This is a genomic window from Lentzea kentuckyensis, assembly GCF_002150765.1.
Classification (GTDB): Bacteria; Actinomycetota; Actinomycetes; order Mycobacteriales; family Pseudonocardiaceae; genus Lentzea; species Lentzea kentuckyensis.
The window spans coordinates 1-15326 of the sequence record NZ_MUYM01000261.1 but is presented as its reverse complement, the minus strand read 5'-3'; the positions used below and the strand labels follow the sequence as shown (position 1 = coordinate 15326).

At 68.9% G+C, this 15326-nt stretch carries 11 protein-coding genes and 1 pseudogene; 5 read left to right on the top strand and 7 right to left on the bottom strand.

Annotated features, from left to right (window positions below; translation table 11 throughout):
* The first annotated feature begins 6 nt into the window (after window positions 1-6).
* Both B0F77_RS46630 and B0F77_RS46625 read left to right on the top strand, forming a co-directional pair.
* Entirely contained in the window at window positions 7-1194 is a 1188-nt protein-coding gene (locus tag B0F77_RS46630; protein WP_086669385.1) for an aminotransferase class I/II-fold pyridoxal phosphate-dependent enzyme, read from the top strand.
* A complete protein-coding gene (locus B0F77_RS46625; protein ID WP_086669384.1) occupies window positions 1194-2183 on the top strand; it encodes a beta-ketoacyl-ACP synthase III in 990 nt (329 codons plus the stop codon). Before B0F77_RS46630 ends, B0F77_RS46625 begins: the two co-directional genes overlap by 1 nt.
* Window positions 2184-2564: 381 nt before the next feature.
* On the opposite strand, the gene B0F77_RS46620 is transcribed toward B0F77_RS46625, so the two are convergent.
* Together B0F77_RS46620 and B0F77_RS46615 are read right to left on the bottom strand one after the other, a co-directional pair.
* Window positions 2565-3164: a 4'-phosphopantetheinyl transferase family protein gene (locus B0F77_RS46620; protein ID WP_086669383.1), complete on the bottom strand. Its 600-nt coding sequence runs from the start codon at window positions 3162-3164 to the stop codon at window positions 2565-2567.
* A gap of 2 nt (window positions 3165-3166) precedes the next feature.
* Complete coding sequence (locus B0F77_RS46615) at window positions 3167-4021, bottom strand: LysR family transcriptional regulator (RefSeq protein WP_086669382.1); 855 nt, start codon at window positions 4019-4021, stop codon at window positions 3167-3169.
* A 69-nt stretch (window positions 4022-4090) separates the two neighbouring features.
* Here B0F77_RS46615 and B0F77_RS46610 point away from each other — a divergent pair, with 69 nt between their 5' ends.
* The 3 genes from B0F77_RS46610 (at window position 4091) to B0F77_RS46600 (ending at window position 8061) form a co-directional block, all read left to right on the top strand.
* The gene (locus B0F77_RS46610; protein WP_245849583.1) at window positions 4091-4951 is read left to right on the top strand and encodes an EamA family transporter; all 861 of its coding nucleotides are present in this window, start codon (window positions 4091-4093) and stop codon (window positions 4949-4951) included.
* Between the two features lie 25 nt (window positions 4952-4976).
* Window positions 4977-6977, top strand: a complete 2001-nt coding sequence (locus tag B0F77_RS46605) for a neutral/alkaline ceramidase (protein ID WP_086669380.1) — start codon at window positions 4977-4979, stop codon at window positions 6975-6977.
* A gap of 148 nt (window positions 6978-7125) precedes the next feature.
* Entirely contained in the window at window positions 7126-8061 is a 936-nt protein-coding gene (locus B0F77_RS46600) for an alpha/beta hydrolase (RefSeq protein ID WP_086669379.1), read from the top strand.
* Window positions 8062-8064: 3 nt separating this feature from the next.
* Here B0F77_RS46600 and B0F77_RS46595 read toward each other — a convergent pair whose 3' ends face one another.
* From B0F77_RS46595 to B0F77_RS46575, 5 genes and pseudogenes are all read right to left on the bottom strand, one after another.
* The gene (locus B0F77_RS46595; protein WP_086669378.1) at window positions 8065-8892 is read right to left on the bottom strand and encodes an MBL fold metallo-hydrolase; all 828 of its coding nucleotides are present in this window, start codon (window positions 8890-8892) and stop codon (window positions 8065-8067) included.
* A gap of 43 nt (window positions 8893-8935) precedes the next feature.
* A complete protein-coding gene (locus B0F77_RS46590; protein ID WP_086669377.1) occupies window positions 8936-9340 on the bottom strand; it encodes a hypothetical protein in 405 nt (134 codons plus the stop codon).
* 4 nt (window positions 9341-9344) lie between these two features.
* Window positions 9345-10196 (bottom strand): universal stress protein, encoded by an 852-nt coding sequence (locus tag B0F77_RS46585; protein ID WP_086669376.1) that lies wholly within the window; start codon window positions 10194-10196, stop codon window positions 9345-9347.
* Window positions 10197-10250: 54 nt separating this feature from the next.
* On the bottom strand, window positions 10251-13580 hold the full coding sequence (locus B0F77_RS46580; RefSeq protein WP_086669424.1) for a CARDB domain-containing protein: 3330 nt from the start codon (window positions 13578-13580) through the stop codon (window positions 10251-10253).
* A gap of 25 nt (window positions 13581-13605) precedes the next feature.
* Window positions 13606-15326, bottom strand: a pseudogene (locus B0F77_RS46575) (glycosyl hydrolase); the annotation flags it as partial.

Below are 15326 nucleotides of genomic sequence, written 5' to 3'. Positions count from 1 at the left end.
TTCACCATGGCCATTCAGTCGAAGAGCAACGCGCTGCAGGCGCTGTACGCGAAGTGGGAGGACGAGGGCATCTCGCCGTTCTTCCCGGTGATCGAGTCCAACGACGGCCCCGCGGTCACGACCGACCAGTACGAGAACCTGCTGATGTTCGGCTCCTGCGACTACCTGGGGCTGTCGCAGTCGCAGGTGCTCAAGGACGGCGCGATCGACGCGATCGGCCGGTACGGCACGAACACCTACGGCGCGCAGCTGCTGTGCGGGCACACGCGGATCCACCACGACATCGAGGCGAAGCTCGGGGCGTTGTCGCCGTTGAGCTCCGGGGTGCTCTTCCCGTCCGGCATGGCCGCGAACCTCGCCGTGATCTCCACCCTCGCCGGCAAGCAGGACGTGATCATCAACGACCGCACGGCGCACGTGTCGGTGTTCATGGGCAGCACGCTGTCCGGCGCGGAGGTGCGGACGTTCCCGCACAACAACACCGCCAAGCTGGAGCAGCTGCTGCAGAAGTCGCAGGACAAGCGCAGGCGGATCGTGATCGTCGACGGCCTCTACAGCGCGGACGGCGACTACGCGCCGCTGGACCGGATCGCCGAGCTGGCCGAGCGGTACGACGCGCACATCGTGGTCGACGAGGCGCACTCGTTCGGCATCATCGGCCCGAACGGCCTGGGTGTGGCCGAGCACTTCGGGGTGCTCGACAAGGTGCACACGATCGTCGCGACGTTCAGCAAGGCGCTCGGCAGCGTCGGCGGGTTCGTGCTCACCCGGCCGGAGTTCGAGCGGGAACTGCGCTACCTCGCCCCGTCCTACACGAGCTCGCGCGGGTCGGCGCCGGCCGTCGCGGGCGCCACGCTCGCCTCGCTGACGCACCTGGAGGAGCACGGCAAGGAGCTGCGCGCCAAGCTGGAGGCGAACGTGACGTTCGTGCTCGACAGCCTGCGCGAGGCCGGCGTCGACCTCGGCGACACCCGCAGCCACATCGTGCCGGTGATGATCCGCGACGAGGACAAGACGGTCCGGGTGGCGAACTGGCTGGCGCGCAACGGGGTCTTCGCGGCGGCGTTCGTCTATCCGCACGTGCCGGCGGGTACCGGGCGGCTGCGCGTCGGCATCACCGCCGGTCACACGCCGGCGGAGTGCGAGCGGCTCGTCTCGCTGCTGATCCAGGCCAAGCGCGAGTTCGGTTTCTGATGACGCGTTCGGCCGTGTTGTGCGGGCTGGGCGCGTGGGTCCCGCCGCGGGTCGTCACCAACGACGACCTCGCGGCGCGGCTCGACACGTCCGACGAGTGGATCCGCACCCGCACCGGGATCAGGCAGCGGCACGTGATCAGCGACGGCCTCGGTACCGCCGACCTGGCCGTCGAGGCTGGCGCGCTCGCGTTGAAGAGCGCTGGTCTGTCCGAAGTGGACTACGTGGTGCTGGCCACGACCACGCCGGACCGGCTGTGTCCGGCCACGGGTCCGGAGGTGGCGACCAGGCTCGGCCTGACCGGCGTGCCCGCGTTCGACGTGGCGGCGGTCTGCTCCGGGTTCCTCTACGGCCTGCAGACCGGGCGCGCCCTCATCGCGGGGGAGATCGCGGGCACCGTGCTCGTGGTCGCGGCGGAGAGCTTCACGACGCTGGTCGACCCGGCCGACCGCGCCACCAGCCCGATCTTCGGCGACGGCGCGGGTGCCGTGGTGCTGCGAGCGGGTGAGGCCGCCGAACTCGGCGCGGTGCGCGCGGTGAACCTGCACAGCGACGGGTCGCTGGCCGAACTGATCACCGTCGCCGGCGGGGGAGCGCGGGCCCGTGCCGTCGGCGACACCTCGCCCGCGCACATCACCATGCAGGGCAGGGCGACGTTCGCCCACGCCGTGAAGCACATGGAGGAGGTGACCCGGCGGACGCTCGCGCAGGTCGGCTGGGACGTCGCGGAGGTCGACCACGTCGTCGGCCACCAGGCGAACGCCCGCATCCTGCACGCGCTCGCCAAGCACCTCGGGCTGGCCGAGGAACAGGCCGTCGTGCACATCGAGGAGGTCGGCAACACGGCGGCGGCCTCGATCCCGCTCGCGCTGCACCACGGTGCGACGACCGGCCGGATCAAGCCGGGCGACAAGGTGGTGCTGCCGGCGTTCGGCGCGGGTGCGACGTGGGGTGCGGCGGCGCTGACCTGGCCGGCGCTGGAAGTCTAGTGCGGTGGCCACGAACCCTTGCCGTGTTGTGCACGGTCCAGGGCGATGCATCGTGGTGCCTCCCCCACGGCCTCGTACTGGTGGTACGGGGGCGTGGGGGAGGTGCCGCGAGGCGTCCACCTGGCCGCGCACAACACGGTGAGGATTGTGGTCACCGCACTAGTAGTGCTTTGTCGGGTTGCCTGGACCTGCGCAGACGTGTGTCGGTGCGCGCATGGCCACTACCAGCGCAGTTGGTGGTAGTTGAGGTGATCTGCAATCGATTACATCGGCTCGTAACTACAACCAACTTGCAGGTGCAGCATCGTGAGAGCGCGACCACCGGGGTCGCCTGTGCCCGCTGTCGCGGAAGTCCGTCCCTCCGGACCCGACAAAGCACTACTAGGGAAGATCCACGTGCCGCGGTGTCACGGTGATCGGATTCGCCGCGCACACCGCGAGCACGTGGTCCTCGAGGTCGAACGTCCGGAGGTGCACGGGTTGGCGAACGCCGTCGACCAGCACGTCGAGGTCCTCGGTGACCAGGAACGAGCTCAGCCTGGTCGCGAGGCCCCGGCCGGTCTGCTTGACGTAGCTCTCCTTCACCGCCCACAGCGTGTGGAACGCCCGGCCGGTGTCGACGCGGTGCCGTTCGTCCGGGTGGAAGTAACGCAGCCCGACCTCGGGTGACGCGGTGCCGAACCGTTGCACGTCCACGCCGATCGGAGCGTCGTCCACCGCGGCGGCCACCAGTGCGCCGGAGTGCGAGACGTTGAAGTGGAAGTCCGGCAGGTCCGGTGCGTGCGGCTTGCCGTCGCGGACGAACTCGACGCCGAACTGCCCGGCCGGCAGGGCTTCGCGGACCAGCAGCTCGGCCAGGGCCGACCGCAGGGCGCCGGCGGACGGCGCCCTGCCCTCGAACCGCGCCCGCGCCGACGAGGGCAGCGCCTCCAACGCCGACGGGAAATCCATTGTGTCGCAACGGGCGACGAACAACCGCATGATCAAAGCTTAGGCCGGTAGGCGTCGCACGCCATCGTGACCAGGTCGTTCAGATGTTGTGGCGGCTGGTCTTTCCACCACGCGAGCCACACCGCGATCGGCGGTGCGTCCTGCACGGCCCGATAAGCCACGCCCGGCCGTGGGTTCAGCGACGCGGTCGCCTCGGACGTCATGCCGACGGCCTGCCCTGCGGCGATCAGGGTCAGCCACTCGTCGACGCCGTGGGTGTTGCGCACGACCGCGGGGGCCTTGCCGGGTTGCCACAGGTCCAGGGTGGTCGTTCCGGTGCGGTCGTCGACCGCGATCCCGTATCGGGCGAGGTCCGCGAGCTTCAGCGAACGCTTGCGTGCCAACGGGTTGTCCGTCGCGACCACGCCGTAGCGCCGTTCGGTGCCGAGCAACGCCGTCTCGAACCGCGGGTCGTCAAGGGCCTTGCGCACGACCGCGACGTCGGCGGTGCCCTCGGCGAGGCCGGCGGTCAGCGAGTTCGACTGGACGAACACCAGTGGCAGCCCCGGATGTGCGGCCGCCCAGACCTTCTGGAGGCGCCGGGTGTGCTTGCCCAGCGCCGCCCAGGCGTAGCCGATCCGCAGTTCGGTCCGCGACTGCTCGGCGATCCGGTGCAGGTGCGCGACCTCGTCCAGCACCCGCCGCGCGCCGGCCAGCACCTGGGTGCCGGTGACGGTCAGGGCCACGTGCCGCGTCGACCGTTGCAGGAGCCGCACGCCCAGCGAGACCTCCAGCGCGGCGACGGCGCGGGACACCGACGCCTGCGTGAGGTCGAGCTCCCGCGCCGCGTCGGTGAACGTCCCCGCGTCCACGACCGCGACGAACGCCCGCAACTGTCGCAGATCCATGCGCTCAGCGTATAGGTAGAGCGGATCATGCATTTCCCGTATCAACTCGGAAACCGCAGGCTGTGCGGCATGAAGAGCCTCGGTGGATTCGCGACGATGACTGCCAGTGCCGCCAGCAGCCAGCTCGGCGCCGCCGTGGGTGCCCACGCGTTCGCCACGATCGGACCGGCCGGGGTCGTGGCCGTCCGCCAGTTCGTGGCCGCCGCGGTGTTGCTGCCGGTCGCCCGGCCCGATCCGCGAAGATTCACCTGGGCGCAGTGGTGGCCGACGATCGCGCTCGGCCTGGTGTTCGCAACCATGAACCTCAGCCTTTACACGGCGGTTGACCGGATCGGCCTCGGTCTCGCCGTCACGCTGGAGGTGCTCGGGCCGCTCGCGGTCGCGCTGGCAGGCTCGCACACCCGCAAGGACGTGCTGTTCGTGCTGATCGCGGCCGTCGGTGTCTACGTCCTGGTGCTGCCCGGCCCGAGCAGCGACTACCTCGGCATCGGCGCGGGTCTGCTCGCCGCCGCGTGCTGGGCGGCGTACATCCTGCTCAACCGCCTGGTCGGGCAGCGGCTGCCCGGCCTGCAGGCGCCGGCGGCCGCGACGAGCGTGTCCGCGCTGCTCTACGTCCCGGTCGCGGTCTTCCTGGTCGTCCAGGGCCAGTTCACGGCGATGTCGGTGCTGTACGCGATCGGCGCGGGCGTGTTCTGCAGCGTGGTGCCCTATGCCGCCGACGTGATCGCTCTGCGGAAGGTGCCCGCACGGTTCTTCGGGCTGGCCTGCAGCGTGCATCCGGTGCTGGCCGCTCTCGCGGGTCTGATCCTGCTTGGGGAGGCACTCGCGCTCCACCATTGGGCCGGAATCTTGCTCGTCGTCACCGCCAATGCACTCGCCGTCACTTGCTCGAAGTGGCCTGGATCACCTAACGTGCAGTCCGAAATGTGAATCCCCTTCACTTAGTGGGGTGTCCATGCGGACAGCAGTCATGACGGTCATCGCCGCCCTCGTCGGAGCGGCCCTGGTCAGCGGGCCGTTCGCGTGGGCGGAACCCGAGCCCTACCTCGTCGGCCGGGGCATCGCGGACGTCACCGGCCCGGCCGCCGAGAACGGCATGATGGGCTACTCCAAGTTCGATCAGAAGACGACGGGCATCGCCCAGCGGCTGCGGTCGCGGGCGTACGTCGTGGTCGACCGGACCACGAACAAGCGGGTCGCGTACGTCAACGCCGACCTCGCGATGATCTTCCGCGCGGTCCAGGAAGGCGTGCTCGACAAGTTGCAGGCCAGGTACGGCACCACCTACACGCGCGAGAACCTGCTGCTGTCCGCGACCCACACGCACAGCGGGCCCGGCGGCCAGTCGCACAACCTCGCCTACAACCTGTCGATCCTCGGTCTGCAACCGCAGGCGCTCGCCGCCGTGGTCGACGGCATCGCCGAGTCGGTCGTCGAGGCGCACGAGGACCTCAAGCCCGGCTCGATCAGCCTCGGGTTCGGCGAGCTCACGAACGCGTCGGTGAACCGGTCGCGGGTGGCGTTCGACCGCAACCCCGACAAGGGTTTCTTCCCCGCCGGGATCGACCCGCAGATGACCGTGCTGAAGTTCAAGCAGTCCGGCAACGACGTGGGCGCGATCAGCTGGTTCGCCACGCACAACACGTCGATCACCAACGCCAACACGCTGATCAGCCCCGACAACAAGGGTTACGCGGCCTACCAGTGGGAGCACGACGACAAGGGCGTGCGCTACCTGGACGACACCGCCGGGTTCGTGGCGGCGTTCCCGAACACCAACGCCGGTGACATGTCGCCGAACCTCAACCTGAAGCCCGGTTCCGGCCCCACCGAGAACGAGTGGGAGAACGCGCGCATCATCGGCGAGCGGCAGAACCGCAAGGCGCAGGAGATCTACCGCGGTCCGCAGGCCGCCGTCTCGGGCGGCGTCGACTCCCGCATGCGGTTCGTGGACATGTCGGCCGTGCAGGTCGAGGGCAGGTTCATGAGTGACGGCAAGCCCGGCACCACGTGCTCCGGCGTCGTCGGCGCGTCGACGATCGCGGGCAGTGTCGAGGACGGCCCGGCGATCCCCGGCTTCTCCGAGGGCATGCAGTCGCCGTGGAAGAAGCTCTTCGAGCCGTTGCAGATGGAGGTCCCGCAGTGGCTGCGGGACTGTCAGTACCCCAAGGCCTCTTTGGTGCCAACGGGTCTGATCGGCGCGACGCCGAACATCGTGCCGCTGCAGATCGTCCGCATCGGACAGTTGCACCTCATCGCGATGCCGGGTGAGGTCACGATCACCGCGGGCCTGCGCATCCGCAGGGCGGTGGCCTCCGAACTGGGCGTGCCCGTGCAGAACGTGCTGATCCAGGGTTACGCCAACGACTACAGCCAGTACGTGACCACGCCGGAGGAGTACGACTCGCAGCAGTACGAGGGCGGCTCCACGCTGTTCGGCCGCAACACCACGCCCGCGTACCAGCAGGAGCTGGGCAAGATCGCGGCGTCGATGAAGGCCGGATCCGCGTTGCCGGCGGGCCCGAACCCGGGCAAGCCGCCGTTCACCGAGATCAACCTGCAGACCGGTGTCGTGCTCGACGACAAGCCCGCGGACAAGAAGTACGGCGACGTTCTCTCGGCGCCCAAGTCGTCCTATGCCCGCGGCGAGACCGTGACCGCCGTGTTCGTCACCGGCCACCCGAAGAACAACCTGCACCGCAACGGGACGTTCCTGGAGGTGCAGCGGCAGGTCAACGGCCAGTGGACGCGCGTCGCCGACGACGGTGACTGGTCCACGCGCTACAAGTGGGAACGGGTCGGCATCGCGTTCTCGAACGCCACGATCACCTGGCAGATCCCGGCGGACACACCCGCCGGCACCTACCGGATCGTGCACCACGGCGACGAGAAGTCCGGGTGGACCGGCAGGATCACCGGCTTCACCGGCGCGACCGCCGGCTTCACCGTCGGCTAGCAGGCTGTCGATGAAGGGCACCTTCATCCACCTGAGGTGGATGAAGGTGCCCTTCATCGGTTATTCCCGGGCCGGGCGAGGCAGTGATTACGTTGTGCACGATTTAATCGCGCACTAGCTTTATGGCATCCGACCCGAAGGAGCAGCCATGAAGCGCCCAGTCCTCGAGCCCGCCGCCGCCGAGTTCGCCGCCGCCACCGCCACGCCGCCGTTCCTGTTCGAGATCGCCCCGGAGGAGGGCCGCAAGGCCGTCGACGAGGTGCAGTCGGGTGCGATCGACAAGCCCGAGATCGACGAGCAGTGGGTCGAGCTCGACGGCTTCAAAATCCGCGTGGTCAAGCCGGCCGGTGCCGAAGGCCCACTGCCCGTCATCCTCTACATCCACGGCGCGGGCTGGGTGTTCGGCAACGCCCACACCCACGACCGCCTGGTCCGCGAGCTCGCCGTCGGTGCGGGCGCCGCGGTCGTCTTCCCCGAGTACTCGCTGTCACCCGAGGCCCGCTACCCGGTCGCGATCAACCAGAACTACGCCGCCGCCCAGTGGATCCTCAGCCACGGCAAGGACCACGGCCTCGACAGCACCCGCATCGCGGTCGCCGGTGACTCGGTCGGCGGCAACATGGCGGCCGCGTTGACGTTGCAGGCCAAGGAACGCGGCGACGTCGCGCTGCTGGCCCAGGTCCTCTTCTACCCGGTGACCGACGCGTCCTTCGACACCGACTCGTACCTGCAGTTCGCCGAGGGCTACTTCCTGCGCCGTGACGGCATGCAGTGGTTCTGGGACCAGTACACGACGAACCCGGCCGAGCGCGCCGAGATCACCGCGTCCCCGCTGCGCGCCACCAAGGACCAGCTCGCCGGTCTGCCGCAGGCACTGGTGATCACCGCCGAGGCCGACGTGCTGCGCGACGAGGGCGAGGCCTACGCGGACAAGCTGCGCGAGGCCGGCGTGCCCGTCACCGCCGTCCGGTACGCGGGCGCGATCCACGACTTCGTGATGCTGAACGCGCTGCGCGGCACGCACGCCGCCGAGGCCGCGATCGACCAGGCCGCCGGCTTCCTCCGCAAGGCCCTCAACGGCTGATGCTCACCCCAGGTGGTCGTTCGCCCCGCTGACCCACGCGACGTAGCGGTCGGCGGAGCGGCGCACCGCTCCCTTGGCGTCGCTCAGGACCGAAGCGCCGAGCAATGAGTGAAGACGGTCGTACGCATAGGGTTCGAGCCGCTCCGCGATCCGTCGCACCAGTCCGGCGGAGAGCGGGATCCGGTTCGGGTAGCTGCGCATGAACGTCACCCAGCCGGCCGCGGGCACCGGCACGATGGTGTCCCCGACGAGCAGGGTGCCCTTCCCCTCGGCGCCGGTGGCGATGTGCGCGACAGCGGCGCCGGGGAAGTGCCCGCCGGCCTCGACGAGGGTGACGCCGGGCAGGATCTCCTCGGCACCGGACCACTCCCGGATCACCGGGTCCTCCCGCTGGACCCACCGCCGGTCGGCTGCGTGCACCAGCACCGGGACGTGGCCGAGCTCGTGACTGAGGCTCACCTGCGAGCCGTACATGTGCGGATGGCTCGCCACGATCACCGCGGCCCCGCCCAGTTCGGCGATCTTGTCGAGCAGCGCGCGGTCGAGGTGGTTCGGCGGATCCCACAGCAGGTTGCCCTGCGGCGTCTGGACCAGGAACGTCCATTGGCCGATGCCGAACTCCGGTTCCCGGTGCAGCCGGTGGATGCCCGGCTCCATCTCCTGGTGCACCAGTTCGTAGTCGTCAGTGCTCAACTTCTCCAGCGTCGTCCACACCTGGCCGGACGCCGGCACCCACTGCCGTTCGTCGGTGCAGATCACGCAGTCGGCCGCCGGAGGTCGTTCGCTGTCAGGGTGTTCGACACCGCAGGTGCCGCAGATCCAGATCGTCATGATCGAAGTCTGCGACCTTCAGTTAGGTCGAGGTCAACCTCGTTCAGGGATTGATCCGCAGCGTCTTGGCGACGTGGAACGGCGTGCCCTGCTGACAGGTCGTCATCGCCCCGGGATCGGCCTTCCCGGTCACCTCGATCTCCGCGCCGGCCACCGCGATCGCCGGATCGGCGCCGAGCAGCAGGTACTGCTCGGCGGAGGTGGCCAGGATCAGGCACCCCGCCTCGGTCCCCGCCGACACCGTGCCCCGCACCGTCGTCACGCCCGGATCCAACGCGCGCGAAGGCGTCGTGGTGAGCGGCGCGGACGAGGGCGGGAGCGGGGCCGGAATGCTCGGCGTGGACGTGTCGGTGGCCGGCGTGCTCGATCCCGGTGTCAGCGGTGGCGAGTTCTGCGCTCCGCAGGCCGTCAGCACCAAACACATCAACAGCACGGGCAACCCGCGCATGACGTCACCTCCGATGGACCACTGCGACCGGGCACGGCGCGTGGTGGAGCACAGCGTGGCTCACTGAACCCAGGATTGCACGCTTCACCGCCCCACGGCCGTGGCTGCCCACCGCCACGAGCGCAGCGCCGTCGGCCGCCTGGAGCAACGCGCGTGCGGGCGCCTCGAAGGCGACCTCCTGTGCCACGTGCACCTCGGGGTGGCGGGCGACGTGGGGCGCCAGTTGTTCGTCGAGCAGCTTCGCCAGGTCCGCACGGACGTGGTCCACGTCGTACTCGGGCAGCTCGGCCCAGCCGACGTCGTTCCACGCGTGGACGGCGAGCAGCTCGCGGCCGTGGCGGGAGGCGAACGCGAAGGCGAACTCGATGGCGTCCGTGGACGTCTCCGAGCCGTCGATGCCCACCACGACACGGCCGTCCAGCGGTCCGGAGCGGGTGACGACGACGGGGCGTCCGCCGATCGACACGAGTCCGGCGGCGGTGGAGCCGAGGAACATCTCCGCGATGCCGGTGCGCCCGGACGAGCCGAGCACCAGCAGCTCGCCGGTCTCCTCGGCCAGCACGTCGACCGGACGGCCGAGGCGCACGGCGGTGGAGAGCTGGAGGTCCGGCCAGTCCTGCCTGATCTCGACGGCGAGCTCGGCGAGGTGGTCCTCGGCGGCGCGACGCATCGTCTCCTCGGTGACGAACTCCGGGATCGGGGCGGACGTCGGGGTGAAAACGGGTTCGGGCAGTGGCGCGCGGACGGCGTGCACGACCTGGAGGGCAGCACCGCAGCGGGAAGCCTCTTCGGCGCCCCAGCGCACGGCTGCGCGGGAGCGATCGGAGCCGTCGAACCCGACCACGACAGTGGACATGAGAAACCACCTCCAGCCAGGGCATACCCGGCTGGAGGTGGTTCTAAAGGTGACCTAGTCGATGACGAACTGCGAACCGGGCTCGATCAGGATGTCGCCGTCCCGCGAGTTGGTGATCGTCACGTTCGTGAGCCTGGCCGAACCACGGGCCTGCGCCATCGCGAGGATGCCCGAGCCGTTGTTCGACCCGTCGATGCGCACGTTGGTGATCCGCACGTCCGGCATCCCGCTGCCGCCACCCTTGAACTGGATCCCGTCGAAGGTGGAGTCGAGGATCTCGGTGTCGCGGATGACGACACCGGGGATGGCCAGGTTCTGGGAGAACAGCGTGATGGCGCCGAACTCCTGCGCCTCACCCCAGAACGCGCCGCCGGTGCGGTAGAGCGCGTTGTTGGCGAGCGTCGTCGTGCCCGAGAACGGCAGCGGGTCGTGGTCGGTCGCCAGCATGATGCCCGGATAGTTCGCGGTGTCGGAGACGACGTTGTTCTCCGCACGGTTGTTCGCACCTCCGTAGATGGCGATTCCGTTGGCACGCCACGGCAGCGCGATCGTGTTGTTGAGGAACGCGTTGCCGCTGCCGACATCCACGTTCTGGTCCTTCACGTACTTCGACGCCCACACCGCCAGTGCGTCGTCGCCCGTGGTGCGGAACGACGAGTTGAACACCGTGGAGTTGCGGGTGCCGTTGGTGAAGTTGATGCCGTCGGCGTAGGTGTCGCGGATGCGCATGCCGGTGAACTGCAGGCCGTCGCCGGGGTTCCAGCGGTCCGGCAGGTTGGTGTAGTCGCGGCCGACCCAGACACCGACGTTGGCGTGCTCGATCCACACGTTGGAGATCCTGGTGTTCTTGCCGAACCGGCCGTTCAGGCCGACGCCGCCCTCGGCGTTGCCGTCACCGCCGCGGATCCGGCCGGAACCGAAGATCGCGATGTCGGAGATCTGCGTGTTGTCGTCGATGTCGAACCCGAAGTTGCCCTCGTGCGGATGGTTGATCGTGTTCGCGTCCTGCGGCTGCGTCAGCGAGAACAGCTGCGAGTGCCACATGCCGGCGCCGCGGATCGTGACGTTGCGGATGCCGACCTGGTTGTACTGACCGCTGTTGAACAGCGTCAGGATCTTCTTCTCCTGGCGGAACCTGCCCTCCGGGATCCAGACGCAGGGGATCTCCCCGTTCTGGTCGGCCGTGACGGCGCGCTGCAGGGCGTCCGCGTCGTCCGTCTGGTCGTTCGCGGTGGCCCCGTACTGCGTGATGGACACGCACTCGGCGGGCTTCTGCGTGGCGGGCGCGACCTGCTCCAGGTCGATCAGGTCGATGACGTAGAACTGCGCGTTGTCACCGGCGTCGCGCTGCAGCTTGAACCGGGTGCCCGCCGGGTAGGAGTTCGCGAGCAGCTGGGAGGTCTCGTCGAACAACCTGCGGGCGTCGCCACCCGGCCGGTTCGTGAGGCACTCCGGATCGTCGCAGGTGCCGTACAGCCAGCTGTGCCGCGACGACAGGGTCAGCTTCTGCACGAACTGGTCGTTCGCGTACAGGCTGATCGTCGCCTCCTGGCCACCGCCGGCGGCCGCGTCCGGGATCGAGTTGCGGACGACGATCGAGTTCGTGCTGACCGTCGAGGTGATCTCCACGAACTGACCCTGGCTGTCGAGGCGCACCGACTTGCGGCCGCTCGACTCGCTGCCGAAGTTGGTGTGCCCGAACGTGCGCTTCGCGTCGGCCTGCTGCAGCGTGCCCTGGTAGCGGCCCGATTCCGCTTCATAGCTGGTGAACGGAACCGAAGCGCCGCGGCCGACCACAATGGACTGGGTCGAGGTGTTGTTGTTCTCGTCGGTCTCCGCGACCTGACCGGACGCGTCGGCGGTCGCCGTGGCCGTGGCGCCGCCGTTCGTGGCGGTCCACGAGCCGACGGTGACGGTCACGGTCTGACCGGCGTTGATCGCGGAGGTGTTGGCGGTCAACGTGCTGCCGCCGACGACCACACGGGTCACCGAGGCTCCGGCGTTCGAGGTGCCGCGGTTGTTGACCTGCACCGCGAACGTCACCTGCTGGCCTGCCGCCGGGGACGACGGGTTCGGCGTGATACCGGTGATCTGCAGGTCCGGTCCGGGCGCCTGGCCGACGACCAGGGGCGAGCCGGAGGTGAAGGTGTTGTTGCCCTCGTTGGTTTCCGCGATCTGGTTGGCCGGGTCCACGGTGGCCGCCGCCGCATAGGTCCCGGCAGCGCGGCGACCGGCGTCGACGCTGACGGTGGCGGTGGCGCCAGGGGCGAGCTCACCGACCTGGGCGGTCCCCGCCGCGGTGCCGCCGAGCGTGACGTTCAGCGTGGTCGCGCCGGACGCCACGGTGCCGCCGTTGCGCACGGTCGCGGTGAGCCTGATCGCGTCGGCCTCACTGGGACTGGCCGGGGTCCACGTCAGGTTCGTGACGGTCAGGTCGGGAGCCGGTGCGGCGGCGCCGAACACCTGGAACTCGGCGACCTGGCCACCGGGCGCGCCGGTGTTCGAGTAGAAGTGCAACCGCACGTCCGACACCCGGCCGGTGACCGGGATGGTGACGCTGTTGCCACTCGCCGGGTCGAACCGGTAGTCGGCGCGCGCCTTCAACGTCCCGAACTCGGAAGCGCTCGCCTCCCGGCCCAGCACCTCGAAGTTCTGCGTGCGCGCGCCCCAGATCGGGTCCGGGTTGAGCTTCACGACGACCGAGGTGACGTCCGCGTTCGCGCCCAGCTTCGCGGTCAGGTGGCCGGGGAGGCCGCTCGACTCCCAGTACGTTCCGGTGTTGCCGTCGACCGCGTTGGCCGCGACGAAGTCGTGCACGTGCCCGGACTCCTCGACCGGCTTGCCCTGCGCCAGGTTGTCCCCGGCGGGCGGTGGATCGACCGGACCGGATTCGCCGTGCACCTCGAACTCGCTGAGCTGACCCGCTGGCCACGCGGTGTTCGCGGTGATCGTGACGCGGACGTACCTGACGCTGGTCGGCGCGAAGTCCAGCGCCACCGTGTTGTTGGACGCGGGCGAGAACACCTTACCGCTCGCCGCGGAGATGTCGCTGAACTGCGACCCGTTCGAACTTCCTTGCACGGCAAGCGTTTGCGTGCGCTGCTCCCAGTTCGAGGGCAGTCGCAGCACGACCTTGCCGACGTCCCGGGCGGCGCCCAGGTCGGCCTGGATCCACTGCGGGAACACGTTGTTCGTGCCCTCCCAGTAGCTGCCCTGGTTGCCGTCACCGGCGTTGCCGGCGCCGTACGGGCCGTTGTTGCTCGACGCGGTCAGGGTGGCGGACAGCCGGACGACCGCTGCTCCCGCCGAGGGTGTCAGTCCGAAGACGGCCAGTGCGGTGACGAGCCCAGCGCTCACCGCACGCTTCAAAAGCGTGGATTTCATGTAATCGTCCTTCACGGCAGGGGAATCAGTTGATGTTGATCGTGAAAGTGGTGGTCGTGTTCCTGATGTCCTGGAAGTTGTTGCTGAACCGCAGGCCGTTGAACGTCACCGAACCCACGGCGGGACCCTGGCCCGGTTCCGGCATCTCGTTGGCCCACAGGCCGAATCCGGACTTGGCGTCGAACTGGTCACCGCTCCTGCGCGCACCCGAGATGCTCACGTTGGACAGCACGGTGTCCTGGAAGATGTTCTCGGCGGCACCGTTGTACTTGGTCTGGAACATGATTCCGCTGTACGTCGGATCGATGATCTCGACGTCGTTCACCCGGATCCCGGTGTACTTCTTGGAGGCCGAGAACATCCAGATCGCGCCGAACGTCTGCGCGCCCCAGAAATGGCCACCGGACCGCACCAGCGTGAGGCCGCTGAACGTCGTCGGCTCCGGCCCGAAGTCCTCCATCGGGTAGCCGAAGTCGAGCGAGCTGATCGTCACCGCCGAGTAGGTCAGCGTGTCCGCCACGTAGATGTTGCGGAACACGTTGTTCTTGCCGCCGTAGACCGCGAGACCCGCCGCGCGCCACGGGGTCAGCACACTCAGGTTCTCGAAGGTGTTGTTCTGCTGGCCGGTTCCGCCCGCGTCGGTGGCGGCGAACAGCGCGAACGCGTCGTCACCGGTCGAGCGGGCCTCGATGTTGGAGACCCGGTTGCCCGCCGACCCGTTGGTCATGTTGAGGCCGTCCGCGTACAGGTCGCGGACGCGGCTGTCCCTGATGACGTTGTTGTCGACGTTGTTGCCCCAGAACAGGCACATCATGTGCTCGACCCAGATGTTCTCGATGGTCATGTTCTGCACGCCGGCGAAGTTGAACACCTTGCCAGGACCGTCGATGCGGCTGGTGTAGTTGCCGAACACGGCGAACCCGCTGAACGTCGAGCCGCTCGCGGACGACTGCGCGTCGAAGCCGATGTCGGTGTTCTCCTGGCTGGTCGGTGCCTGGAACCTGGTGAACCACGGTCCGGCGCCGACCACCCGGATCGCCTTGCCGTAGACGGTGAACTTCTGCTGCGTCTGGTAGGTGCCCGCGGGCAGGTAGACGCCGGTCAACGTGCCGGTGGTGTCCATCCGCACCCGGTCGAGCGCGTTCTGCACGTCCTGGTGGGAGAACCCGGCGGGCACGGCATAGCGTGCGGCGTCCGGGTTTTCAGCAGCTGTCACCTGTTCGAAGTTCACGAAGTCGATCGTGTAGTTCGTGGTGTTGACCGCGTCCTTCTGCAGCTTGATCTTCGTGCCCGCCGGGAACGTCGAGTTGAGCATCACGTTCGCCTCGTCGTAGATGTGCCGTGGCCCGCCGGCGCCCGGCGAGTTGCCCGGGCTGGCTTCGTTGCCGTAGAGCCACATGTACTTCGAGGTCAGGTCGATGGCTTTGTGGAACTGGCCGTTGACGTAGACGTTGAGGTTCGACGTGATGCCGCCGCCGCCCGAACTGTCCGGGATGGAGAACCGGGTGACGAGCGTGTTGGTGGGTGCCGACGTCGTGAACTCGACCGACTGGCCGGTGCCGGTCAGCGTGACGGCACGGCGGCCGGACGCCTCGCCGGCGAGGTCACCGATCGTCCTGTTCGGACTGAGGACCTGCGCGCCACCACCGGCGACGGCGTCCTCGGCCTCGACGTGCTGCCACGGGACGCTGGCGCCGCGCCCGATGAACAGCGACTGCTCACCGGTGTTGTTGCCCTGCTTGGCGG

Coding starts and splice junctions, on each gene's coding strand:
- B0F77_RS46595 (WP_086669378.1), bottom strand. CDS start 8,892: ATGACGATCTGGATCTGCGGCACCTGCGGTGTCGAACACCCTGACAGC.
- B0F77_RS46610 (WP_245849583.1), top strand. CDS start 4,091: ATGAAGAGCCTCGGTGGATTCGCGACGATGACTGCCAGTGCCGCCAGC.
- B0F77_RS46620 (WP_086669383.1), bottom strand. CDS start 3,164: ATGCGGTTGTTCGTCGCCCGTTGCGACACAATGGATTTCCCGTCGGCG.
- B0F77_RS46615 (WP_086669382.1), bottom strand. CDS start 4,021: ATGGATCTGCGACAGTTGCGGGCGTTCGTCGCGGTCGTGGACGCGGGG.
- B0F77_RS46585 (WP_086669376.1), bottom strand. CDS start 10,196: ATGTCCACTGTCGTGGTCGGGTTCGACGGCTCCGATCGCTCCCGCGCA.
- B0F77_RS46630 (WP_086669385.1), top strand. CDS start 7: ATGGCCATTCAGTCGAAGAGCAACGCGCTGCAGGCGCTGTACGCGAAG.
- B0F77_RS46625 (WP_086669384.1), top strand. CDS start 1,194: ATGACGCGTTCGGCCGTGTTGTGCGGGCTGGGCGCGTGGGTCCCGCCG.
- B0F77_RS46580 (WP_086669424.1), bottom strand. CDS start 13,580: ATGAAATCCACGCTTTTGAAGCGTGCGGTGAGCGCTGGGCTCGTCACC.
- B0F77_RS46605 (WP_086669380.1), top strand. CDS start 4,977: ATGCGGACAGCAGTCATGACGGTCATCGCCGCCCTCGTCGGAGCGGCC.
- B0F77_RS46600 (WP_086669379.1), top strand. CDS start 7,126: ATGAAGCGCCCAGTCCTCGAGCCCGCCGCCGCCGAGTTCGCCGCCGCC.
- B0F77_RS46590 (WP_086669377.1), bottom strand. CDS start 9,340: ATGCGCGGGTTGCCCGTGCTGTTGATGTGTTTGGTGCTGACGGCCTGC.